The sequence below is a fragment of the Chelatococcus sp. CO-6 genome (assembly GCF_001271345.1).
Lineage (GTDB): Bacteria > Pseudomonadota > Alphaproteobacteria > Rhizobiales > Beijerinckiaceae > Chelatococcus_A > Chelatococcus_A caeni.
This window is the reverse complement of record NZ_CP012398.1, coordinates 497,776-520,656: the sequence shown is the minus strand read 5'-3', so window position 1 is coordinate 520,656 and position 22,881 is coordinate 497,776. Positions and strand designations below refer to the sequence as shown.

The window sequence follows — 22,881 nt, the reverse complement described above, 5'->3', positions numbered from 1 at the left end:
GCGGCCGGGTTGATGACTTGACCGAACCGGACGGTGGAACAGCGACATGGACGAGCGCAGCGATCTCAGGGCGGCGGTGCGGACGATCCCGGACTATCCAAGGCCCGGCATCCTCTTTCGCGACATCACGACCCTGCTCGGCGATGCGCGCGCCTTCCGGCGCGCCGTGGACGAGCTGGTGCAGCCGTGGCCCGGCTCCAAGATCGACAAGGTCGCGGGCATCGAGGCGCGTGGCTTCATCCTCGGCGGGGCGGTGGCGCACCAGCTCGCGTCCGGCTTCGTGCCCATCCGCAAGAAGGGCAAGCTGCCGCACGAGACGGTGACGATCGCCTATTCGCTCGAATACGGCATCGACGAGATGGAGATGCACCGCGACGCGATCGCGCCCGGCGAGCGCGTCATCCTCGTCGACGACCTCATCGCCACCGGCGGCACGGCGACGGCGGCCGTCGAACTGCTGCGCAAGATGGGGGCGGAGGTGGTCGCGGCCGTCTTCGTCATCGACCTGCCGGATCTCGGTGGCGCCAAGCGCCTGCGCGACATGGGCGTCACCGTGCGCACGCTCATGTCCTTCGAGGGCCACTGAGCCTCACAGCCTGCCGGTGTCGTCTCCATTGCCGGATGCCGGCATGTCCGGCCCGTACGGGGGGCGTTCGGGGCGGCGGCGGGCCGGTCTCGGCCGCCGCGGCTTCTTCGCCCGGGCTGCGGCCGCGTCCGTTCCGGCGGCCTCGTCGCGCGGCCCGTCGTTCACGAGGTGCAGGGGCGGGGCGTTGCCCTTCTTGTCGCGTCCCATGTAGACGGTGATGTGCGGGTAGGGGATCTCGATGTCCCGCTCGTCGAAGACGGCCTTGAGGATCTCGTTGTAGGCCCGGCCGACGTTCCACTGCTGGCCGGCGAGGGTACGGATGCGGGCCCGCACCTTCACGGCCGAATCGTCGAAGCCCGTGACGCCCTGCATGTCGAGCGGCCCGATGATGGCGTTGCCGTGCTCGGTCTTGGCCAGCCTGTCGAAGGCCTCCTGCATCGCTTCCTTCACCTGCGGGATGTTCTCGCGGTAGGCGACGCCGATCTCGGCGACGTGGAAGGCGAAGCCGCGCATGAAGTTCGATACCGTGGTCACGGCGCTGAACGGCACGAGGTGGTAGATGCCGTCGAGGTCGCGGATGCCGACGGAGCGGATGGTGAGCTTCTCCACCACGCCCGAGACCGAGCCCAGATTGACCACGTCGCCCTCGTTCATGGCGTTCTCGATCTGGATGAAGGCGCCGGTGATGATGTCCTGCACCAGCTTCTGCGAGCCGAAGCTGACGGCGAGGCCGATGACGCCGGCGCCGGCGAGCAGGGGGCCGATGTTCACCCCGAGCTCCGACAGGGCGAGGAGGCCGACGAGCACGAGGAGCACGATGGTGAAGGCGTTGCGGAAGAGGGAGAGCAGGGTGCGCTCGCGCGCGCTCGGCACGCGGCCGAAGTCGTTCGACAGCCTGTATTCCACCCAGCTCGACACGGCGACGTAGACGAGCCAGCCGATGACGAGAACCAGCGAGGTGGAGATCAGGGCGCCCACGAGGTTGCGGCCCGTCTCGCTCGCGAGCCATGCACCGAGGTCGAGGACGGCCCAGGCGTCGGCGATCGCCAGCAGCACGATGAGGAGCACCACCGTCCGGGCAACGCGCAGCACTGAGGGAATGAAGGCGTTGAGCCTTGCCTCGAGCAGGGGCAGGCGCGCCTTCACGTCGTCCGGCAGGGACATGCCGCCCCGCAGGGCACGCGTGATGAAGGCCGTGACGAGGCTGCCCACGAGCACCGCGATGCCCGTCTCCACCGTCGCCTTTAGCATGAAGGGCAGGACGGTGAAGGGGTTCGACAGCCAGGCCGCGAAGAGGGCGGTGAGATAGACGATGGCGAGGACGTGCCAGATGCGGCTGAGGACGATGAGGACCTGCCGCGTCGCGTGGCCCCATTCACGGCCGGTCGTCGACAGGCGGGCACGCACGGCGTCGCGGTTCTGCAGGATGATGGCGATGCCGATGAAGAGTGCCGCCAAAAGCACGATGACGCGCACGGACCGGGCGGCGGCGAAGGTGGTGGTCGCCGCGACGAGCGGCGCGATGAACAGGAAGGTGTAGCCGATGAGGCTGACGAGGCGGCTCAGCCAGAAGTACCAGTAGTTGGCGTCGGTGTCGTCGAGCGGCAGCGGGCGCAGGGCCGGATGGCGGGGCGCCAGGAGAAAGCGCAGGCCGACCTTGCCGAGCTCGAGCACGATGAGCGCATTGAGGAACAGCGTCTCGCCGAAGCTGAGCGCCGCCTCGCTGCCGAGCTGGAGCGCGATGAGATAGCCGGCGCCCCAGGCGACGACGACGGCGAGCGCATCGATCAGCGCTGCGACGACCGCGAGGGCGAGGCGCGTCACGAGCGGGGCGCCCTCGGCCCGCAGCGCCGTCCTGTCGAGGAAGCGGTTGGTGATCAGCCGCGCGGCGAAGAGCAGCAGGAAGGCGACGAGCATCACGGAGCCGAGGCTCGCGATGACATCCCACAGCCGGGGCAGGTCGAGCGAGGCCGTCCCCGCCAGCACCTCGCCGAGGCGCTCGGTGAAGGCCCAGGCGGAGGCGAGCGCCTCCTTGAGGGCGGTCGTCGCCTGGGTCGTGTGCTCGGCCAGCCAGCGGGCGAAGGTCGGCGCCTCGGCCGGCGGCGCGGGCTCCGCGGCTGCGCTCCGCAGCCGGTCGATCAGCGCCTGGCGGGCGGCATCATCCTCCAGGATCTTGATGAGCGCATCGACGCTCGTGTTCGCCGGAGCCTCGCCCGTGCTTGCCGCCGGCGCGGGGGTCGTCTGGGCGGACGACGGGCCGGCTGCAGTGAGGAAGGACGCGAGGCAGAGACAGACGAGCGCGATGAAATGTTTCATGAATCCCGGAGAAGGTCCCCTGTTGAAAGGCTGATGCGCAGCCGGCTGCGCCGCCTTAAGGGGACCACATCGGGGGCCGGCTTTCAACGCCGGCCATGGCGATCAGCGTCAGGCGGCAGGCGCTCGCTGCCACATCACGGTGCCGGTGAAGGCGAAAACCGGCTCGCCGTGCTGGTTCACGGCCGTGCTGTGCTGGGTCACGAGGCCCCAGCCGGGGCGGGATGCGGAAGGCCGCGCCTCCACGATGCGCACCGCATAGGTCAGCGCGTCGCCGGCGAAGACCGGCTTCAGCCATTTGAGGTCGCGAAAGCCGGGGGAGGGGCCGAGGCTGGGGACGGGCAAGCGCAGGGAGAGGGCGGCCTGCCGCTGCCGCTCCCAGTGCGCCACCATCAGCTTCATCCACACGGCGGCCGTGTGCCAGCCCGAGGCGCACAGCCCGCCGAACAGGGAGCGCCGGGCCGCCTCCGCATCGACATGGAACGGCTGCGGGTCGTAAGCGCGCGCGAAGGTGACGATCTCCTCGGGGGTGAACCGATAGGTGCCGAGCGAAGCCGTCTCGCCGGGCACGAGATCGTCCAGGAAACGCGCATGGTCCGGGGAGGGGCGGGCTTCGGGCAGATCCGGCGTCGCGCCCTGGTGGCCCCGCGCGGCGGTCGAAGCAGGGACCTCGGCCTCCCGGCCGGGATCGCGGCGCCGGAACATGACCCAGTTGGTCTGCTGCAGCAGGTCCTCGCCCGCCCCGTTGGCAAGCACCATGCGGAAGCGGACCATGCCGATCTCCGGCCTGCTGCGCAGGGGCCGGCGCTCCAGCACCTCGACGGTGAGCGTGAGATCGTCGCCCGGCCGCACCGGCCGCAGCCAGCGCACTTCCTCGATGCCCGGCGCGCCCTGGCCCGTGGAGGCGAGGATGAAGCCGTCGGCGATCATGCGCATGACGATGCCGCAGCTGTGCCAGCCCGAGGCAATCAGCCCGCCGGCGAGGCTCTCCTTCGCCGCCTCGGGGTCCGTGTGCATCGGCTGCGGGTCGTATTGCCGCGCGAAGGCGACGATCTCGTCCATGGTGATGCGGCGGGGGCCGAGGGACAGGCGGATGCCGGGTTCGAAATCCTCGTAATGGGTGAGCGCCATGAACACCTCGCCGATCGTAAAGCCCGGCGGACGAGGTCGCGCCGGGCAGCGGGCCCCAACTTGGGCTATAGCGGAAAGGCCGCGCCTCGACGACGGGCGCCGGAGCAATTCTGCCCTTGGCCAAATGCACGCGCCCGCGCTAGCTCACAGCGTGCCGGCGGCGGCATGGGCGAGGCGGATCGGCTCAGGCAGCCGGAAGCGTGTCGTCGCGGCGAGCGTCACGGCGACGGCGCTCGCAAGGTCGATGCGGTGGCCCGGGGAGATGAAGACGGGGCTGACGCGCTCGCGCGTGCGCAGGGCGACGCCGATCGTCTCCCCCTTGTCGACGAGCGGTGCGGCGGCGCCCTTCTCCGGCTCGAGCGCCTCGAAGCGGCCGACGAGCAGCGTCTTGCCGCAGCCGATGGTCGGCTTCTCGAGCCACAGGCCCATGTGGCTGGCGATGCCGATGCGCCGCGGATGGGCGATGCCCATGCCGTCGAAGATGAAGACGTCCGGCTCGGTGCCGAGCTTGTGGAAGGCTTCTTCCAGCACCGGCCCCTCGCGGAAGCTGAGGAGGCCGGGCACATAGGGGAAGGGTGTCGGCCGCGTGGCGAGCACCGTCTCGACGACGGCGAAGTCCGGCAGGCGGGTGACGACGACGGCGGCGCGCGAGAGGCCGTTCTTGACGCTAACGTCGACACCGGCGACGAGCCGGACATCGGGCAGGGCGAGCGGGCGGCCGGTGTCGATCTCACCCTTGAGGTCCTGCTGCAGGGCAATCGCCTCGCGCGGCGTCACGGCCCAGGCATGGCGGGGATGGAGTTGCATGGCCCCTTCATGGCAGGCGGGGACGTGCGCTGCAACGGGGGCGGGACGAGCCGGCCATGTCCTCCCCGATGGACCTCGTGCCCCGGATGCACTGCAGCATGAAACGCTGCGGTGCTGATCCGGGGCCTATTCACTTGGTGCCTTCGGCCGATTCATGGGCTGGTACCCGGCGCGCATTCCGCTTCGCTGCATGCGTCCGGGAAACGAGGTTGTGCCTGGCGGCGGCGGTCTGCAATTCCGCCGACCGCCGACCAAGACCTCAGTTCGCGAAGCGGAAGTGCAGGACGTCGCCATCGGCGACCTGGTAGTCCTTGCCTTCGAGGCGCAGCTTGCCGGCGTCGCGGGCGCCGGCCTCGCCCTTCAGCGTCACATAGTCGCCATAGGCGATGGTCTCGGCCCGGATGAAGCCCTTCTCGAAGTCGGTATGGATGACGCCGGCGGCCTGCGGCGCCCTGGTGCCGCGGGTAATGGTCCAGGCGCGCGCCTCCTTGGGGCCCACCGTGAAATAGGTGATGAGGCCGAGCAATTCATAGCCGGCGCGGATCACGCGGTTGAGGCCGGGCTCCTCGAGCTCGATGGCGGCGAGATATTCCGCCTGTTCCTCGGCCGGCAGAACCGCGATCTCGCTCTCGATCTTGGCCGAGACGACGACGGCCTTGGCCCCTTCCTCCGCGGCGCGGGCGAAAACGCGGGCGGAGAACTCGTTGCCTTCGTGGGCCGAGCCCTCGTCGACGTTGCACACGTAGAGGACGGGCTTCGAGGTCAGGAGGCCGAGCATGTCGAAGGCGCGCTCTTCCTCCGGCTTGCGCTCGACGAGCCGGGCCGGCTTGCCGTCGCGCAGCAGGGTGAGGGCGCGCGCGACGAGGTCGAGCGCCTCCTTCGATTCCTTGTCGCCGCCGCGGGCCTTCTTCTCGAGGGCGGTGACGCGCTTCTCGAGGCTGTCGAGATCGGCGAGCATCAGCTCGGTCTCGATCGTCTCGATGTCGGCGATGGGGTCGACCTTGCCCTCGACATGGGTGACGTCACCGTCCTCGAAGCAGCGCACCACATGGGCGATGGCGTCGACCTCACGGATGTTGGCGAGGAACTGGTTGCCGAGGCCTTCGCCCTTGGAGGCGCCGCGCACCAGGCCGGCGATGTCGACGAAGGTGAGCCGCGTCGGGATGATCTGCGCCGAGCCGGCGATCCCGGCGAGGGCCGTAAGGCGCGGGTCGGGAACCGCGACCTCGCCGACGTTCGGCTCGATGGTGCAGAAGGGATAGTTGGCCGCCTGGGCCGCCGCCGTCTGCGTGAGCGCGTTGAAGAGCGTCGACTTGCCCACGTTCGGCAGGCCGACGATGCCGCATTTGAAACCCATCACCTATCCTCCGGCGCGTTCGCCCGGGCGCTTCACGTCGCCCCAACCCCGCGCATCCATGGCCAGATGCACCTTGTTCTGGAAACTGGCGTCCTCGCCCCTGGCAAGGAACGTCGCGAATTCAGCCACCGCGCCCGTGAGATCCTCGACCCAGGGCTCCTCCGCCTTGGCGAAGTCGTTGAGCACATAGGTGTGCACGAGCGCCTTGTCGCCGGGATGGCCGATGCCGAGGCGCACCCGGCGGTAGTCGTTGCCGACGTGGGCGGAGATCGACCGCAGGCCGTTGTGCCCGGCGATGCCGCCGCCCGTCTTGATGCGCAGCTTGGCCGGCGCGAGGTCGAGCTCGTCGTGGAACACGACGATGTCCTGAAGGGCGACCTTGAAGAAGCGCTGCGCCTCGCCGACCGCGCGGCCCGATTCGTTCATGTAGGTCTGGGGCTTCATGAGCAGGAGGCGCTCGCCGCCGACGACGGCCTCGGCCACCTCGCTCTGGAAGCGACGGCGCCACGGGCCGGCATTGTGCCGGCGGGCGATCTCGTGGACGGCCATGAAGCCGATGTTGTGGCGGTTGCGCGCATAGCGCGCGCCCGGATTGCCGAGCCCGACGAACAGCAGCATGGCGAAGCCCCGTGAGCGAAGGGAGCACATGATGCTCCCGGAACCCGGCGCGGCCGGCAAGGCGCGGCCGTCATGCGCCGGATTCGAACCCCGGGCCGCGGCGCGGGGAAAGGCAGCCGGGGCGGACGAACAGGCCCGCCCCCGCGTGGGAGAATTACTTCTCCTCGGCCTCGCCGGCGGCCGCTTCCTCGGCCGCCTCGGCGGCGAGCTTCGACGGCGCGACCAGGGTCGCGATGGTGAAGTCGCGGTCCTGGATGACGGGCGAAGCGCCGGCCGGCAGCTTGACGGCCGAGATGTGGATGGAATCGCCGATCTCACGGCCGGTGAGGTCGATGTCGATCGCATCCGGGATGGCATCGACCGGCACGACGAGCTCGACCGTGTGGCGCACGACGTTGAGCGTGCCGCCGCGCTTCAGGCCGGGCGAAGCTTCCTGGTTGAGGAAGTGCACCGGCACCTCGACGTTGACGGTGGCGTCGCGCGTCACGCGCAGGAAGTCGACGTGGAGGGGCGTGTCCTTCACCGGGTCGAGCTGGAAGTCGCGCGGGATGGCGCGGGTCTTGCTGCCGTCGACGTCGATCTCGAACAGGGTCGTGAGGAAACCGCCGGAGAAGATCAGGCGCTTCGTCTCGTTGAAGTCGAGCGCGATCGGCTGCGGCGCTTCGCCGAGACCGTAGATGACTGCGGGAACACGGCCTTCACGGCGAACGGCACGGGCGGCCCCCTTGCCGACCCGCTCGCGAGCCGAGGCCTTGAGCTGCTTGACAGCGGACATGGCTTCGATCCTTTGTGGTCACGGAACAGAAACGGCCGTGCTCGCGCACGGCCATTCACGTTCATCCGAACATGTGTGGCGCACCCGTGCCTCCAGGGGTGTCTGGCGGGCGCGCGTTGCCTTTAGCAGCAAGTCCTCGATTTTGCAACGCTGCGTGGCCGGGCGTCAGCCCTGCGCCTGTGCCCGTTCCTCGGCGAGATGGCGCGACAGGTCGGCCGCCGCGGCGGCGGAGGTGTCGCCCCGGCCGTCACCGCCCTGCACGACGACCGCATTGGAGGCGAAGCGGATGCCGGCGTCGGTGAAGCTCTTGAACAGGCGCTTGACGGCCTCGCGCTGGATGAGGGCCTGCCGGCCGGGCTTCACGGTGAACTTGAAGCGGCAGACGAGGGCGTTCTCCTGCACGTCGGCGACGCCCTGCATCTTCACGGGTCCGATGAAGTCCTTGCCGTATTCCTCGTGGGCCAGGAGGTCCTGGCCGATCTTCTTGGCGATCTTGCGCGCCTGCTCGACGTCGGCATCACGGGCGAGGCGCAGGTTGAACTTCACCGTCGCCCAGTCGCGGCTGAAGTTGGTGACGGCGCCGAGCTGGCCATAGGGAATGGTGTGGAACTGCCCGTTCTGGTGGCGGATGCGCAGTGAGCGTACGGAGATGCGCTCGACCATGCCCTTGTGGCTGCCGGCCTGGATGTATTCGCCGACGCGGAAGGCGTCGTCCGCGAGATAGAAGATGCCGGAGACGATGTCGCGCACCAGGGCCTGCGAGCCGAAGCTGAAGGCGAGGCCGAAGATGCCGGCGCCGGCGAGGATCGGGCCGATGTTCACGCCGAGATGCGACAAGGCGACGAGGATGGCGGTGGCGACGATGAGCGCGCCGACGAAGCCCTCGAGCAGCGGCAGGACCGAGGCGAGCCGCCCCGCCGGCCGCGGCAGGCCGGCGGCATCATGATCGTCCGCCGATCCGTGCGTCCGCGGGGCGAACTTGAGGCGTGCCCAGCCGCGCAGCAGCTCGAACAGGATGTAGCCGACGACGAGGATGCCGACCGCCGTCAGGAGCGCCTCGCGCCAGGCGTACCAGAGCTCCTGGCTGACGAGCGCGAGGATCTCGACCACCCAGAGCCGGACGAAAAAGGTCGCGAATACGGTGATGGTGACGGCGAGCACGATACGCCGCGCCGTGACCAGGATCTGCATGAGATGCGGCGAACCGGGATCGGGCACGGCGGCCTCCGCCTCGGCTGCATCCGCCGCCTCCGCATCCGCCACGAGGGCGAGTTCGGCCGAGGGCTCCTCGGCCGCGGCCGTCTGCGGAGCTTCCCGTGGGCGGCAGCAGGCGATGGCATAGGCGAGGAAGCGGTCGAGCGCCGCCACGACAAGGGCGAGCAGCGCCGAGAAGGCAGCGGCGTGATAGAGGTCGAAGTCGAGCGCGACGATGCCGTAGATCCACGCCACCCAGACGAGGACGACGATCGCATCGGTGCCGAGGACGACGGGACGCGGCACCTCGGCGGCGTGGGCGAAGAAACGGGCGAGCGTCGCGCCGGCGGCCGCGGCGGCGAGCGTGCCGACGAGCACGCCGAGGGCCTGTGCCGGCGGAGGGGCCATCCCGGCGCGGACGAAGACCGGCATGAGCGTGTAGAAGGCGAGCAGGATGGCGAGCGTCGCGCCGGCGCCGACGAGCACGGCGCGCACCCGCTCCTCTCCGACGGCCACGAGGCGCAGCTGCGGCTCCCGAGGGCGCAGGAGGATGAGCGGCAGCAGCATCGCCAGCCGCCAGCGAGCGGCCGTGCCGACAATGGCGACGGCAAGTGCATGCACCGGTGTGTCGCCACGCAGGAACAGCCGGGCGAGCAAGGCGGCGGCCGCGACCATGGCGATGAGGCCGGCGGCGTCGACGACGAGCCGGCGCACGGCCTTCTTCAGCCGCGCCCGCCCGTCGTCATCCGCATGAACCTCCACCCCTCCGGCGAGGCGCCACACCAGGGTGGGAACGAAGAGCACCGCGGCACCGATGAGGACGGCGAGGGCGAGGAGCGTGCCGGCGTCGGGGACGCCGGCCGCCATGGCGCGCCAGATGTCGGCAAAGGCGGAAGGGATCTGCGGCGTCGCAACGAGCACGTCCCACAGGGCGCGCCCCGCCTGGCCGATGTGCATGGCAAGTGCGTCGATGAAGCCTTCGCCGCCACCGGCAAGGGGGCCGGCATGCGCATCGGCGGTGTTGCCGGCGATCAACCCCGATCCGAGCCCTGCCGCTGCACGCATTCCCGTCCCCGAAACATCAGTTGCCACAGGATGATGCCTGTAGCGTGCAGAAGACAAGGAATTCTTACTGCTGAAAGCGCCATGCGGCCTCGACGGGGCGGGGCCGAAGCTGGCATTGATGAGTGGATCGCATCCGCCCGGTCCACCCCGCGAGGAACCCGTATGGCCCTGCATTTCTCGCCAGCCGAATTCGCCCGCCGCAAGGAGAGCCTGCTTGCCGCGATGGAACGGGAGAAGCTCGACGCGCTCCTCCTGTTCCAGCAGGAATCGATGTACTGGCTGACCGGCTACGACACCTTCGGCTTCTGCTTCTTCCAGAGCCTTCTCGTCACGGCCGGCGGCGACATCGTCCTCCTCACGCGTTCCGCCGACCTGCGGCAGGCGGAGCTGACCTCGAATATCGAGGACATCCGCATCTGGAAGGACGGCCGGGATGCCGACCCGGCGGGCGAGCTCAGCGCCATCGCGGCCGAGAAGGGCCTCGCCGGCAAGCGCATCGGCGTCGAATACGAATCCTACGGCCTCGTCGCCGCCAACGGCCGCAGGCTCGACGTGGCCTTCGATGGCGTTGCGCAGCTCACGGATGCCTCGCTCGTCGTCACGCGCCTGAGGGCGGTGAAGTCGCAGGAGGAGCTCGCCTATGTACACCGGGCGGCGGCGCTCGCGGATGAGGCCGACCGGGCGGCCATCGCCCTGACGCGGGCCGGGGCCGACGAGGGCGAGATCCTCGCCGCGCAGCACGCGGCGATCTTCCGCGGCGGCGGCGACTATCCCGCCAACGAATTCATCATCGGCTCCGGGCGCGAGGCCCTGCTGTGCCGCTACAAGAGCGGCCGCCGCGTGCTCGATGCGCGCGACCAGCTGACGCTCGAATTCGCCGGCGTCTACCGGCACTACCATGTCGCCGCCATGCGCACGCTCGTCATCGGCGACCCGCGGCCCGAGCATCTCACCTATCACCGGGCGGCGCAGGAGGCGCTGCTCGCCTGCGAGGCGGCCATGCGGCCGGGCAAGACGGCCGGGGACGTCTTCACCGCCCATGCGAAGGCGCTGGACGCGGCGGGGCTCGCCCGCCACCGCCTCAACGCCTGCGGCTATTCGCTGGGCGCCAAGTTCACCCCGTCGTGGATGGACTGGCCGATGTTCTACGAGGACAACGACTGGCCGCTCATGCCGGGCATGGTGATGTTCGCGCACATGATCCTGATGGATTCGCAAAGCGGGACTGCCATGTGCCTCGGCCGCACCTATCTTGTCACCGATGGCGCCCCCGAGGCGCTGAACCTGCCCTCGCTCGACCTCGTGCTGCGCTGAGAGCGGGTGTTGCTCCATCTGCTGGAGCAACTGCAAATGACGCGAGCGGCGGTGATCCCTCCCCTTCGCAAGTCGGGTGTTCCCGACTTGCGCATACAAGTGCGGAACTCGGGCAAGCCCGAGTCCCGGCAGAGGGTGGATCGGTCCGAAGGACCGAGACGGGTGGGGTCGAGGACGGGAACGACGCGCACAATGCGGTTGCGTGTCCCCCTCCGTCGCTGCTTCGCAGCGCCACCTCCCCCTCGAGGGGGAGGATCGCCGCAGCTCTCCTGCCTAACGTGGGCGCCTCCCGCACGCGGGGAGAGTAACGTGCTGTGGTCCATGTCCCGCCGGCCTTGCCATCCACCGATAGCCCCGCGCGTGCCGAGCATGGCCGCCATCCAGATGCCGCGCCGCAGCACAAGTGCTATTGTTCACCCGCGCCATCGCTGATAAGAGCCGCGCAGACCAATATGTCCGGGTTGTGACAGCGCGACCCGTGGCAGACGGCCAGGCTCTAGTTCCACAGCTCCGCTCAAACTACGGGAACGCGCTGGATGAAACCCTCGATCAAGCTCGTCGCGGGCAACTCGAACCGTCCGCTCGCCGAGTCCATCTCGAACTATCTCGAGGTGCCGCTCGCGACCTGCCAGGTCAAGCGCTTCGCCGACATGGAGGTGTTCGTCGAGATCCAGGAGAACGTGCGCGGCGAGGATGTCTTCGTCATCCAGTCGACCTCGTTCCCGGCCAACGACCACCTGATGGAGCTGCTCATCATCATCGATGCGCTGCGCCGCTCCTCCGCCCGCCGCATCACGGCGGTGCTGCCCTATTTCGGCTACGCCCGGCAGGACCGCAAGCCCGGCCCGCGCACGCCGATCTCGGCCAAGCTCGTCGCCAACCTCATCACCCGCGCCGGCGCCGACCGCGTGCTGACGCTCGACCTGCATGCCGGGCAGATCCAGGGCTTCTTCGACATCCCGACCGACAACCTCTACGGCGCGCCGGTGATGGTGCGCGACATCCGCGAGCACATGGACCTCGCCAATGTCATGGTGGTCTCGCCGGACGTTGGCGGCGTGGTGCGCGCCCGTGCGCTCGCCAAGCGCATCGACGCGCCGCTCGCCATCGTCGACAAGCGCCGCGAGCGGCCGGGCGAGTCGGAGGTGATGAACATCATCGGTAATGTCGAGGGCCGCTCCTGCATCCTCGTCGACGACATCATCGATTCCGGCGGCACGCTGTGCAACGCCGCCGATGCGCTGCTCGCCAAGGGCGCGCGCGAGGTCTACGCCTATTGCACGCACGGCGTGCTCTCCGGCGGCGCCGTGTCGCGCATCTCCTCCTCGCGCCTCAAGCAGCTCGTCATCACCGATTCCATCCAGCCGACCGAGGCCGTGAAGGTGGCGCCGAACATCCGCGTCATCACCATCGCCCCGCTCATCGGCGAGGCCATCGGCCGCACGGCGACGGAATCGAGCGTCTCCAGCCTGTTCGACTGATCGTTCGATGCCGGGGCTCGCCGACGACAAGGCCCTCGTCCTCTTTTCCGGCGGGCAGGATTCCACCGTCTGCCTCGGCTGGGCGCTTCAGCGCTTCGCCCATGTGGAAACGATCGGCTTCGACTACGGCCAGCGCCATGCGGTGGAGCTGAGCTGTCGCGGGGTGATCCGCGAGCGCCTCGCCCGGCCGGGCGCGATGGGGGAGGGGCGGCTCGGCCCCGACCATCTCGTGCCGCTTGCGGCGCTCGGCGCCATCTCCGACACGGCGATGACGCGCGAGGTCGCGATCGCGACGGGCGAGAACGGCCTGCCGACGACCTTCGTCCCCGGCCGCAACCTCATCTTCCTCACTTTTGCCGCGGCGCTCGCCTATCGGCGCGGGACGCGCCATATCGTGCTCGGCGTGTGCGAGACGGATTATTCCGGCTATCCCGACTGCCGCGACGATACGATCAAGGCCATGCAGGTCGCCATCAATCTCGGCACCGACAGCCGCTTCGTGCTGCACACGCCGCTGATGTGGCGCGACAAGGCGGAGACCTTCGCGCTCGCCGAGAGGCTCGGCGGCGCGGACTTCCTCGACCTCGTCGTCGAGGAGACGCACACGTGCTACCTTGGCGAGCGCTCGCGCCGCCACGACTGGGGCTATGGCTGCGGCACCTGCCCGGCCTGCGAATTGCGCGCCGCCGGCTGGGCGAAATGGCGCGCCGGGCGCAACGCGGAAGACAACGACGGACCATGAACCCGACGACCGACAGGATCCGGCAGAAGCATTTCGAGGGCATCATCGCCCTCCTCCTCTTCGGCCTCACCATCCCCGCCGCCAACTGGCTCATCGGCAATGCCGGCACGGTCTGCGTGCCGGAGGGGCCGTGCCTCATCCCGGTCGCGCCGGGCATCATGGCGCCGAGCGGCGTGCTGATGATCGGCCTCGCGCTCGTCGCGCGCGACATCGTGCAGCGGCGCCTCGGCGCCAAGGCGGCGCTCGGGGCGATCGTCGTCGGCACGGCGCTCTCGGCGCTGCTCGCGCCGCAGGCCATCGTCATGGCCTCGGCCGCGGCCTTCCTCCTGTCGGAACTGGCCGATTTCGCCGTCTACACGCCGCTGCAGCGCAAGCGCTTCGTCACGGCGGTGGTGCTGTCGAGCGTGGTCGGCCTCGTCGTCGACAGTGCCGTCTTCCTGCAGCTCGCCTTCGGCAGCCTCGACTTCTTCGCCGGCCAGGTCATCGGCAAGGCGTGGATGGTGCTTCTCGCCGTACCCTTCATCCACTGGCTGCGCCAGCGCGACGCCCGCATCGGCCTCGCGCCGGCGTGATGCCGCATTCCCCGGCGGCCTCTTGACCTTCCGTCCGCGCGGCGTCACCTCATCGCTATGACGGCGGACGACTCGAAGAGTGGAAGGGGGCCCGCGCCGCAGGACGAGGCTGTCCTGGTGGAGGTGGGCGAGAACGGGGGCGAACTGCGCGAGATCGAGCATCTCGTCGCCGATGCGCCCGCCTCCGTGCGCGCCGGCGCCGAGGTCATCCGCGATTTCTGGAAGACATTGCCCAACAGCCCCGGCGTCTATCGCATGATCGACGCCGCCGGCGACGTGCTCTATGTCGGCAAGGCGCGCAGCCTCAAGAAGCGCGTCGCCAACTACATGCGCGGCATCGGCCACGGCGGCCACCGCACCATGCGGATGATCGCCGAGACGGCGGCCATGGAATTCGTCACCACGCAGACGGAGACCGAGGCGCTGCTGCTCGAGGCCAACCTCATCAAGCAGTTGCGGCCGCGCTACAACGTGCTGCTGCGCGACGACAAGTCCTTCCCCTATATCCTCATCACCGGCGACCACGCGGCGCCGCAGCTCGTCAAGCACCGGGGCGCACGCACGCGCAAGGGCAACTACTACGGCCCCTTCGCCAATGCCGGGGCCGTGACGCGCACCGTCAACGCCCTGCAGCGCGCCTTCCTCCTGCGCACCTGCACCGACAGCTATTACGAGAACCGCACGCGCCCCTGCCTGCTGTTCCAGATCAAGCGCTGTGCGGCGCCGTGCACCGGGGAGATATCGCTCGCGGATTACGGCCATCTCGTCGAGGAGGCGCGCGGCTTCCTCTCCGGCCGCTCCAGCGCGGTGAAGGAGATGCTGGCGGGCGAGATGCAGGCGGCCTCCGAGGCGCTCGAATTCGAGCGCGCGGCCCGCTACCGCGACCGTCTCGCGGCGCTGTCGGCCGTGCAGACGAGCCAGGACATCAACCCCCAGGGCGTCGAGGAGGCGGACGTCTTCGCGCTCGACGAGCAGGCCGGGCAGTTCTGCGTGCAGGTATTCTTCTTCCGCAATCACCAGAACTGGGGCAACCGCGCCTATTTCCCGAAGGCCGACAAGAGCCTGCCGCCGGAGGAGGTGCTGACCTCCTTCATCGCCCAGTTCTACGACGACAAGCCGTGCCCGCGGCTCGTGCTCGTCTCGCACGAGCCGGCCGAGCGCGACCTGCTCGTGGACGCCCTGTCGGCCCGCGCCGGCCAGCGCGTCGAGATCGCGGCGCCGAAGCGCGGCGAGAAGCGCGACCTTGTGGCGCATGCGGCGCAGAACGCACGCGAGGCCCTCGGCCGGCGCCTGGCCGACACGAGCTCGCAGCGCAAGCTGCTCGCCGCGGTGGGCGAGGCGCTCGGCCTTGCCGAGGCGCCGCGGCGCATCGAGGTCTACGACAACTCGCACATCTCCGGCACAAACGCAGTCGGCGCCATGATCGTCGCGGGCGCGGACGGGTTCATGAAGAGCCACTACCGCACCTTCAACATCCGCTCGCAGGACCTCACGCCCGGCGACGACTACGGCATGATGCGCGAGGTGATGCAGCGGCGGTTCGCGCGGTTGCTGAAGGAAGCGCCGCGGGGGGAGGCGGGCGAGCCGGGCATTTTCGAGCAGACAGGTGCCGGTGCCGATCCCTCCCCTTCGCAAGTCGGGTATTCCCGACTTGCGCATACAAGTGCGGAACTCGGGCAAGCCCGAGTTCCGGCGGAGGGTGGATCGGTCCGAAGGACCGAGACGGGTGGGGTGCTCTCTGCGGCGCCCGCGGCCCCCTCCGTCGGCCTGCGGCCGCCACCTTCCCCTGTGGGGGAGGATCAGGTCGCGCCCGGCCTTCCGGACCTCCCGCCGGAAACGGACGGGGATGAGGACGAAGCCTTTCCCGCCTGGCCGGACCTCGTGCTCATCGACGGCGGCAAGGGCCAGCTCGAGGCCGCGCGCCAGGTGCTCGCCGAGCTCGGCATCACGGACGTGCCGCTCGTCGGCGTCGCCAAGGGAGCGGATCGTGATGCCGGGCGCGAGACCTTCGTCATCCCCGGGCGCGAGCCCTTCCGCCTGCCGCCGCGCGATCCGGCGCTCTATTTCATCCAGCGCCTGCGCGACGAGGCACACCGCTTCGCCATCGGCACCCACCGGGCCAAGCGCAAGCGCGACATCGGCCGCAATCCGCTCGACGAGATCGCCGGCGTCGGCCCCGCGCGCAAGCGGGCGCTGCTGCACCACTTCGGCACGGCGAAGGCCGTCTCGCGCGCCTCGCTCGACGACCTGCAGCGCGTGCCCGGGATCAATGCCGCCACCGCGCGACTCGTCTATGATTTCTTCCACGAGACGGACGGGCGATAAGCTGCCCGAGGTTGACGCACCGCAACAGAAAAGGTTTGCTCGCCCCCGATGAGTGAGACCACCACCACGCGCCGGAATGGCGCGCTGAGCCTGCCGAATCTCCTGACCTATGGCCGGATCGCGGCCGTGCCGGCGGTGGTCGTCTGCCTTTTCTGGCCGGAGGACGTGTGGACGCGCTGGATCGCGCTCGGCCTCTATATCGCAGCGGCGGTGACGGATTATCTCGACGGCTGGCTGGCGCGTGCCTGGTCGCAGCAATCGGCGCTCGGGCGCATGCTCGACCCCATCGCCGACAAGCTCCTCGTGGCGGCGTGCCTCCTCATGCTCGCCTCCGACGGGACCATCCGCGGCTGGAGCATGTGGGCGGCCATCATCATCCTGTGCCGCGAGATCCTGGTCTCGGGCCTGCGCGAATTCCTGGCCGAGCTGCGCGTCAGCGTGCCGGTGACGCGCGTCGCCAAGTGGAAGACGGCCTTCCAGCTCCTCGCCATCGGCTTTCTCGTCGCCGGCCCGGCCGGCGAGCGGGTGCTGCCCGGCACGGTCACGGTGGGCATCGTGCTCCTGTGGCTCGCCGCGATGCTGACGCTCTACACCGGGTGGGACTATATGAAGGCCGGGATCAAGCATCTCCTCGAGGAGGACGCGCGGCGGTCATGAAAATCGTCTATTTCGCCTGGGTGCGCGAGCGGGTCGGCAAGACCGAGGAGATCGTGACGCCGCCCGACGACGTGCGCACGGTGGCCGAGCTTGCCGGCTGGCTCAAGGGCAGGGGCGAGGAATATGCCCATGCCTTCGCCGAGCCGGATATCGTGCGCGCGGCCATCGACCGGCGCCACGTCAAGCCCGATGCGCCGATCGCGGGGGCGGGCGAGATCGCCTTCTTCCCGCCGATGACGGGCGGCTGACGCCATGGCCGATATCCGCGTCCAGTCGGCCGATTTCGATGTCGCGGCGGAAGTGGCGGCGGTGCAGGCCGGCGGGGATGCGGGTGCCCGGGAGACCGGCCCTCATGACATTGGCGCCATCGTCACCTTCACCGGCGTGTGCCGGAACGACGGCGGGCGCCTCGCGGCGCTCGAGCTCGAGCATTATCCCGGCATGGCGGAGGAGGAGATCGCGCGCGTGGCCGCGGAGGCGGAGCGGCGCTGGCCGCTGAAGGGCCTTTGCGTCATCCACCGCTACGGCCTCATCCGCCCCGGCGAGAACATCGTGCTCGTCGTCACCGCCTCGGCTCACCGGCAGACGGCCTTCGAGGCGGCGTCGTTCCTTATGGACTACCTGAAGACCCGCGCGCCCTTCTGGAAGAAGGAGCATCTCGCCGACGGCACCAGCGGCGGCTGGGTGGCGCCGCGGCAGGAGGACGACGAGGCGACGACGCGCTGGGATTGAGGGAACGGCGTAACCCGCTCGTCATGCCCCTCGCTCGTCGCGGGCATTCGCGTCTTCAGCAGGCCGTGCCGGGTTAAAAAACGTGGATGGCCGGGACAAGCCCGGCCATGACGCTGGATATATCGTTCATCGCAGAGGCGGGCGGGCGTCCGGAGGCGCCCGCTGCAATTTCTTACGCCGCCTTGGCCTTCGGCTGCACCTCGGCCATATAGTCCTCGAGCAGCGCCTTGGTGATGGCGCCGGGCACGAAGTTGTAGGGGCCGATCTCGGCGACCGGCGTCACCTCGGCGGCCGTGCCGGTGATGAAGCACTCCGAGAAGCCCTCGAGCTCGCCCGGCAGGATGGCGCGCTCGACGACCTCGAAGCCGCGGCGCTTGGCGAGGTCGATGACCGTGCGGCGGGTGATGCCGTCGAGGAAGCAGTCCGGCGTCGGCGTGTGCAGCGCGCCGTCCTTCACGAAGAAGACGTTGGCGCCCGTGCACTCGGCCACCTGGCCGCGCCAGTCGAGCATCAGGGCGTCGGCATAGCCCTTGCGCTCGGCCTTGTGCTTGGAGATCGTGCAGATCATGTACAGGCCGGCGGCCTTGGACTTGCACGGGATCGTCGCCGGATCCGGGCGGCGGAACTCGGCCATGTCGAGCCGGATGCCCTTGAGGCGCTGGGCCGGGTCGAAATAGCTCGGCCATTCCCAGGTGGCGATGGCGAGGTGGATCTTGTTGTGCTGGGCCGAGACGCCCATCATCTCCGAGCCGCGCCAGGCGACCGGGCGCACATAGGCGTCGACCTGGCCGTTCTTCTCCAGCACCAGGCGCTTGGCGGCGTCGATCTCCTCGACCGAGAACGGGATCTCGAAATCGAGGTATTCCGCCGACTTCTTCAGGCGCTGCGAGTGCTCGGTGGATTTGAAGATGGCGCCGCCGTAGGCGCGCTCGCCCTCGAACACGCAGGAGGCATAGTGCAGGCCGTGGGAGAGTACGTGCAGCGTCGCGTCCTGCCAGGGGACGAGCTTGCCATCGAACCAGATGACACCTTCACGCTGATCGAACGGAATGACTGACATTGGGAGATTCTCCTCACGACCTCGTCCGCTTTCAGTGCCGGAGGGTCAGAATGCTACCCAAAAAAGCCCGGCAAAGTTCATTCGTTTCGCGGATCGCGCTTGACGAGTAACAATCAGCTTGAGATATGTCAATAAGGCTGACGTAACGGAGTGACGCATTGTCTGGAGCCCTTGCCGAGGCGCCGCCCGCGGCTGCGACCGACCCCGCCGAGACGCAGTCGTGTTTCGACGTCATCGAGCTTCTGTTCTTCGCCTATCGCGACTTCGTCAGCGATCCCGACCGCATCCTGACGGACTACGGCTTCGGCCGGGCCCATCACCGGGTGCTGCATTTCGTCAACCGCCAGCCGGGCCTGACCATCGCCGAGCTGCTCGACATCCTGCGCATCACCAAGCAGAGCCTCAACCGCGTGCTCAAGGAGCTGGTCGAGAAGGGCTTCGTCGAACAGCGCACCGGCGTGCAGGACCGGCGCCAGCGCCTCCTGTTCCCCACCGTCAAGGGCCGCGACCTGGCGCTCGCGCTCTCCCGGATGCAGGGCGAGCGCATCCGCCGGGCGATCGACCGGTGCGGCGAGGATGACAGGCAGGCGGCGCTGCGCTTTCTTTTCGCCATGATCGACGAAAACGATCGCGACCACGTGGCGCGCCTCGTGTACGGTGCGGGCGAACGGAAGGGGCAGTGACGGGCGGGTGCCGCCTGTCGGGGATTGACGGATGCGAAGGGCGATTTCGCTGGCGGACGATGCGCCGCACATTCTCGTGGTCGATGACGACAGGCGCCTGCGCGATCTCCTCACACGCTTCCTCAGCGAGAACGGCTACCGCGTGACGCCGGCCGCCAATGCGGCCGAGGCCGAGACGCGGCTCGGCCACATGGTGTTCGACCTGATGGTGCTCGACATCATGATGCCCGGCGAGAACGGCTTCGACTTCGCCAAGCGCCTGCGGCTGCTGTCGGGCATGCCGATCCTGATGCTGACGGCGCGGGCGGATGCGGGCGACCGGGTGAAGGGGCTCGAGATCGGGGCGGACGACTATCTGTCGAAGCCCTTCGAGCCGCGCGAGCTCCTGCTGCGCGTCGGCAACATCCTCAGGCGGGCGGGCAACGGCGAAGGCGCCCAGGCGCCGGCCGATGCCATCCGCTTCGGCGAGTTCACCTTCCGCCTCGACCGCGGCGAGCTGCGCCGCGGCGACGAGATCATCCGCATCACGGACCGGGAGCGGGAGATCCTGAGCATCCTCGGCTCGCGCCCCGGCCAGCAGGTGCCGCGCGAGGCGCTCGCCGGGCTCGGGGCCGGTGCCAGCGAGCGCACCGTGGACGTGCAGATCAACCGGCTGCGCCGCAAGATCGAGCGTGACCCGGCCAACCCGGTGCATCTGCAGACCGTCCGCGGCATAGGCTACCGGCTGCTCGTGGACGAATGACGTGACCTCATGAGCCTGATCAGTGCGATGGGTCGACCGTCGGCCTTCTTCCACCGGGCCTTGCGCTGGGTCGGCTCGATGATGCCGAAGGGCCTCTATGCCCGCTCGCTCATCATCATCATCGCGCCGGTCGTCATCCTGCAGTCGGTCGTCGCCTATGTCTTCATGGAGCGGCACTGGCAGCTCGTCACGCGGCGGCTGTCGTCCGCCGTGTCGGGCGACGTCGCGGCGCTCATCCACGTCTACGAGAGCTATCCGCAGGATGCGGAGGCGACGATCCTCACGCGCATCGCGGCCCAGGACCTCGGGCTCGACGTCGACATCCTGCCGGGCGAGGAGCTGCCGCCGCCGGGGCCGAAGCCCTTCTTCTCCATCCTCGACAGCGTGCTCTCCGACGAGATCCGCAAGCAGGTGGCGCGCCCGTTCTGGATCGACACCGTCGGGCGCTCCAACCTCATCGAGATCCGCATCAAGCTCGACAAGGTGGTGATGCGCATCATCGCACGGCGCAGCCTCGCCTATGCGTCGAACTCCCACATCTTCCTCGTGTGGATGGTGACGGCATCGCTCGTGCTGCTCGCCGTCGCCATCCTCTTCCTGCGCAACCAGATCAAGCCCATCCTGCGCCTCGCCGACGCCTCCGAGGCCTTCGGCAAGGGCCGCGAGGTCGAGTTCCACCCGCGCGGGGCGCGCGAGGTGCGCCGGGCCGGCCAGGCCTTCCTCGAGATGAAGCAGCGCGTCGAGCGGGCCATCGACCAGCGCACGACCATGCTGAACGGCGTCAGCCACGACCTGCGCACCATCCTGACGCGGTTCAAGCTGTCGCTCGCCATGCTGGAGGACACGCCCGACGTCGAGGCCCTGCGCAAGGACGTCGACGAGATGACGCGCATGCTCGAGGCCTATCTCGCCTTCGCGCGCGGCGATGCCGGCGAGCAGCCGGCGCCGACCGACATGCGGGACCTGCTCGAGGACCTGCAGGCCGATCTCGAGCGCCAGGGCCATGCGACGAGCGTGACCGTGGCCGACGACCTCGTCGTCACCGTACGGCCGGACGCCTTCCGGCGCCTCCTCGTCAACCTGGTCGCCAATGCGGCGCGACACGGCGAGAACATCGCCATCAATGCCCTGCGCGACCTGCGCTGGCTCATCATCACGGTGGACGACGACGGCCCCGGCGTGCCGAAGGAGCTGCGCGAGGAGGTGTTCAAGCCCTTCGTGCGCCTCGACGAGGCGCGCAACGTCGACGACGGCGGCACCGGCCTCGGCCTTGCCATCGCCCGCGACATCGCCCGCTCGCACGGCGGCGACGTGACGCTGATGGACAGCCCGCTGGGCGGCCTCCGGGCGATGGTGCGCATACCCGTCTAGCAGGCCTCAGTACAGCCGCCCGCCGTTCGGCACAGCGCGGTCCGGGCCGATGAGCATGACGTTGCCGGCCGCGTCCGGCACGCCGAGCGTCAGCACCTCGGACATGAAGGGGCCGATCTGGCGCGGCGGGAAGTTGACGACCGCCAGCACCTGCCGGCCGACGAGATCCTCGGGCCCGTGGTTCTGGGTGATCTGGGCCGACGACTTCCTGCGCCCGATGTCACCGCCGAAATCGATCACGAGCTTGAATGCCGGCTTGCGGGCCTCCGGGAAGGGGGCGACCTCGACGATGGTGCCGACGCGGATGTCGATCTTGAGGAAATCGTCGAAGGTGATGCGTTCGCTTGCGAGGGCAGTCGACATCGGCAGGAATTCTCCATCGGTTGCGGGCGTCGCCGCATGTGCCGCCGGCGACGCTCCAATGCAAGAGCATCGCGCAACGCATCCCAACGTCGGCGTGGAGAAACGGCCGATGGTGACAGAAGATGCCGCATCCGGGCCCGCCGCAGCAGATCCTGCGGCGGGCCCGAATGATGCGGGTCAGATGGCCGGGGCGAAGGATTCGTTGTCGTCGCCGTCGATGTCGCGGCGGCTGCGCGCCCGCTCGCGCCAATAGCGGCGATTGCGGGCGCGGCCCTCGCAGAAAACGCGTGCGGCGGCCCGGAACGGGGCGGCGAGACGGTAGGCATCCTCGGCGCAGCGCAGCATGCGCTCCCCGCGCGTCAGCTCCCGGTCGAGGCGCGCCATGGTCGCGGCGAGCGCCGGATCGTCGTCGTCGTACCAGGTGTCGAGCACGCGCGCGTAGACGAGGACGGCGCCCTGCAGGCGCACCTGCCCCATAGAGCCTTCCGTGTCGATGCCCGCAGCCTCCAGCATGAAGCGCTGGGAATTGAGCGTCAGCCGCGCCAGCTCCGGCAGGGCCGTCAGTTCGCGCCGGAGACTGCGGGACAGGCGCTTGAGGGCGGCCCGGTAGGGGGTCAGCGCATCGAGCCGGCGCATCATGACGTCGAAGACGCGCTCGCGGGCCGGCTGGTCCGCCATGCTGTCGGGCGCATCGGGCGCCGGCATGGCCTCAAGCACCGCCTTGTCGATGCGGCGGCTGAACTCGGCGAGGACGGCGCCCTTGGAGCCGAAGGCGCCGCGGAACTCGGCGAGCGTCACGCCCGCCTCGGCGGCGATGTCGGAGAGGCGGATCGCGTCCCAGTCCCGCTCGGCGGCGAGGCGCATGAGGGCCTCGACGATGTCACCGCGGATGTCGCGCGCCTTTTCGGTGGCCTTGGCTGCCATGTCGTCCTCCTCGATGCACGGTCTATCTTCAAGATAGGCATTGCTGCCGGCATCGGAAGGGGAATCGTG

The 22,881-nt window shown here is 69.2% G+C and carries 22 protein-coding genes; 12 read left to right on the top strand and 10 right to left on the bottom strand.

Annotated elements, in window-relative coordinates:
• Window positions 1–46 precede the first annotated feature (46 nt).
• Window positions 47–586, top strand: coding sequence for an adenine phosphoribosyltransferase (locus AL346_RS02570; protein ID WP_019400333.1), 540 nt, complete (start codon window positions 47–49; stop codon window positions 584–586).
• 3 nt (window positions 587–589) lie between these two features.
• On the opposite strand, the gene AL346_RS02565 is transcribed toward AL346_RS02570, so the two are convergent.
• From AL346_RS02565 to AL346_RS02535, 7 genes are all read right to left on the bottom strand, one after another.
• Window positions 590–2,902 carry a mechanosensitive ion channel domain-containing protein gene (locus AL346_RS02565; RefSeq protein ID WP_019400334.1) on the bottom strand — a complete coding sequence of 771 codons (2,313 nt, stop codon included), beginning with the start codon at window positions 2,900–2,902 and terminating at the stop codon, window positions 590–592.
• Between the two features lie 108 nt (window positions 2,903–3,010).
• On the bottom strand, window positions 3,011–4,030 hold the full coding sequence (locus tag AL346_RS02560; RefSeq protein WP_019400335.1) for a MaoC family dehydratase: 1,020 nt from the start codon (window positions 4,028–4,030) through the stop codon (window positions 3,011–3,013).
• 144 nt (window positions 4,031–4,174) lie between these two features.
• The gene (gene nfi / locus AL346_RS02555; RefSeq protein WP_019400336.1) at window positions 4,175–4,837 is read right to left on the bottom strand and encodes a deoxyribonuclease V; all 663 of its coding nucleotides are present in this window, start codon (window positions 4,835–4,837) and stop codon (window positions 4,175–4,177) included.
• A gap of 259 nt (window positions 4,838–5,096) precedes the next feature.
• Window positions 5,097–6,194 (bottom strand): redox-regulated ATPase YchF, encoded by a 1,098-nt coding sequence (ychF, locus tag AL346_RS02550; protein WP_019400337.1) that lies wholly within the window; start codon window positions 6,192–6,194, stop codon window positions 5,097–5,099.
• A gap of 3 nt (window positions 6,195–6,197) precedes the next feature.
• Window positions 6,198–6,812 carry an aminoacyl-tRNA hydrolase gene (pth, locus tag AL346_RS02545; protein WP_053193218.1) on the bottom strand — a complete coding sequence of 205 codons (615 nt, stop codon included), beginning with the start codon at window positions 6,810–6,812 and terminating at the stop codon, window positions 6,198–6,200.
• Window positions 6,813–6,966: 154 nt separating this feature from the next.
• Window positions 6,967–7,587: a 50S ribosomal protein L25/general stress protein Ctc gene (locus AL346_RS02540; RefSeq protein WP_019400338.1), complete on the bottom strand. Its 621-nt coding sequence runs from the start codon at window positions 7,585–7,587 to the stop codon at window positions 6,967–6,969.
• A 165-nt stretch (window positions 7,588–7,752) separates the two neighbouring features.
• Complete coding sequence (locus AL346_RS02535) at window positions 7,753–9,846, bottom strand: mechanosensitive ion channel family protein (protein ID WP_157672204.1); 2,094 nt, start codon at window positions 9,844–9,846, stop codon at window positions 7,753–7,755.
• A 162-nt stretch (window positions 9,847–10,008) separates the two neighbouring features.
• Between AL346_RS02535 and AL346_RS02530 the strand changes: the two genes are divergently transcribed.
• The 8 genes from AL346_RS02530 to AL346_RS02495 all read left to right on the top strand — a co-directional run bounded on the left by AL346_RS02530 (window position 10,009) and on the right by AL346_RS02495 (window position 17,669).
• Window positions 10,009–11,160, top strand: a complete 1,152-nt coding sequence (locus AL346_RS02530; protein ID WP_019400340.1) for a Xaa-Pro peptidase family protein — start codon at window positions 10,009–10,011, stop codon at window positions 11,158–11,160.
• A gap of 536 nt (window positions 11,161–11,696) precedes the next feature.
• Entirely contained in the window at window positions 11,697–12,641 is a 945-nt protein-coding gene (locus AL346_RS02525) for a ribose-phosphate pyrophosphokinase (RefSeq protein ID WP_019400341.1), read from the top strand.
• A 7-nt stretch (window positions 12,642–12,648) separates the two neighbouring features.
• Window positions 12,649–13,383 carry a 7-cyano-7-deazaguanine synthase QueC gene (gene queC, locus AL346_RS02520; protein WP_019400342.1) on the top strand — a complete coding sequence of 245 codons (735 nt, stop codon included), beginning with the start codon at window positions 12,649–12,651 and terminating at the stop codon, window positions 13,381–13,383.
• Entirely contained in the window at window positions 13,380–13,955 is a 576-nt protein-coding gene (locus AL346_RS02515) for a VUT family protein (protein WP_019400343.1), read from the top strand. Before queC ends, AL346_RS02515 begins: the two co-directional genes overlap by 4 nt.
• A 57-nt stretch (window positions 13,956–14,012) precedes the next feature.
• Window positions 14,013–16,280 (top strand): excinuclease ABC subunit UvrC, encoded by a 2,268-nt coding sequence (gene uvrC / locus AL346_RS02510; protein ID WP_050996432.1) that lies wholly within the window; start codon window positions 14,013–14,015, stop codon window positions 16,278–16,280.
• Between the two features lie 48 nt (window positions 16,281–16,328).
• Window positions 16,329–16,937 carry a CDP-diacylglycerol--glycerol-3-phosphate 3-phosphatidyltransferase gene (pgsA, locus tag AL346_RS02505; RefSeq protein ID WP_019400345.1) on the top strand — a complete coding sequence of 203 codons (609 nt, stop codon included), beginning with the start codon at window positions 16,329–16,331 and terminating at the stop codon, window positions 16,935–16,937.
• The gene (moaD, locus tag AL346_RS02500; RefSeq protein WP_019400346.1) at window positions 16,934–17,185 is read left to right on the top strand and encodes a molybdopterin converting factor subunit 1; all 252 of its coding nucleotides are present in this window, start codon (window positions 16,934–16,936) and stop codon (window positions 17,183–17,185) included. The genes pgsA and moaD overlap by 4 nt, the downstream gene beginning before the upstream one ends.
• 4 nt (window positions 17,186–17,189) lie before the next feature.
• On the top strand, window positions 17,190–17,669 hold the full coding sequence (locus AL346_RS02495) for a molybdenum cofactor biosynthesis protein MoaE (protein WP_019400347.1): 480 nt from the start codon (window positions 17,190–17,192) through the stop codon (window positions 17,667–17,669).
• Window positions 17,670–17,841: 172 nt separating this feature from the next.
• Here AL346_RS02495 and AL346_RS02490 read toward each other — a convergent pair whose 3' ends face one another.
• Complete coding sequence (locus tag AL346_RS02490) at window positions 17,842–18,729, bottom strand: branched-chain amino acid aminotransferase (RefSeq protein ID WP_019400348.1); 888 nt, start codon at window positions 18,727–18,729, stop codon at window positions 17,842–17,844.
• Window positions 18,730–18,887: 158 nt separating this feature from the next.
• On the opposite strand from AL346_RS02490, the gene AL346_RS02485 reads away from it, so the two are divergent.
• Genes AL346_RS02485 through AL346_RS02475 form a run of 3 tightly spaced genes read left to right on the top strand, consistent with a single transcriptional unit; the run spans window position 18,888 to window position 21,525 of the window.
• Window positions 18,888–19,412 carry a MarR family winged helix-turn-helix transcriptional regulator gene (locus AL346_RS02485; RefSeq protein ID WP_019400349.1) on the top strand — a complete coding sequence of 175 codons (525 nt, stop codon included), beginning with the start codon at window positions 18,888–18,890 and terminating at the stop codon, window positions 19,410–19,412.
• A gap of 31 nt (window positions 19,413–19,443) precedes the next feature.
• Window positions 19,444–20,154 carry a response regulator gene (locus tag AL346_RS02480; protein ID WP_019400350.1) on the top strand — a complete coding sequence of 237 codons (711 nt, stop codon included), beginning with the start codon at window positions 19,444–19,446 and terminating at the stop codon, window positions 20,152–20,154.
• Window positions 20,155–20,181: 27 nt separating this feature from the next.
• The gene (locus tag AL346_RS02475; protein ID WP_245258831.1) at window positions 20,182–21,525 is read left to right on the top strand and encodes an ATP-binding protein; all 1,344 of its coding nucleotides are present in this window, start codon (window positions 20,182–20,184) and stop codon (window positions 21,523–21,525) included.
• 6 nt (window positions 21,526–21,531) lie between these two features.
• On the opposite strand, the gene AL346_RS02470 is transcribed toward AL346_RS02475, so the two are convergent.
• Both AL346_RS02470 and AL346_RS02465 read right to left on the bottom strand, forming a co-directional pair.
• Window positions 21,532–21,888: a tRNA-binding protein gene (locus AL346_RS02470; protein WP_019400352.1), complete on the bottom strand. Its 357-nt coding sequence runs from the start codon at window positions 21,886–21,888 to the stop codon at window positions 21,532–21,534.
• Window positions 21,889–22,065: 177 nt separating this feature from the next.
• Window positions 22,066–22,812 (bottom strand): TetR family transcriptional regulator, encoded by a 747-nt coding sequence (locus AL346_RS02465; RefSeq protein ID WP_019400353.1) that lies wholly within the window; start codon window positions 22,810–22,812, stop codon window positions 22,066–22,068.
• Window positions 22,813–22,881: the final 69 nt, after the last annotated feature.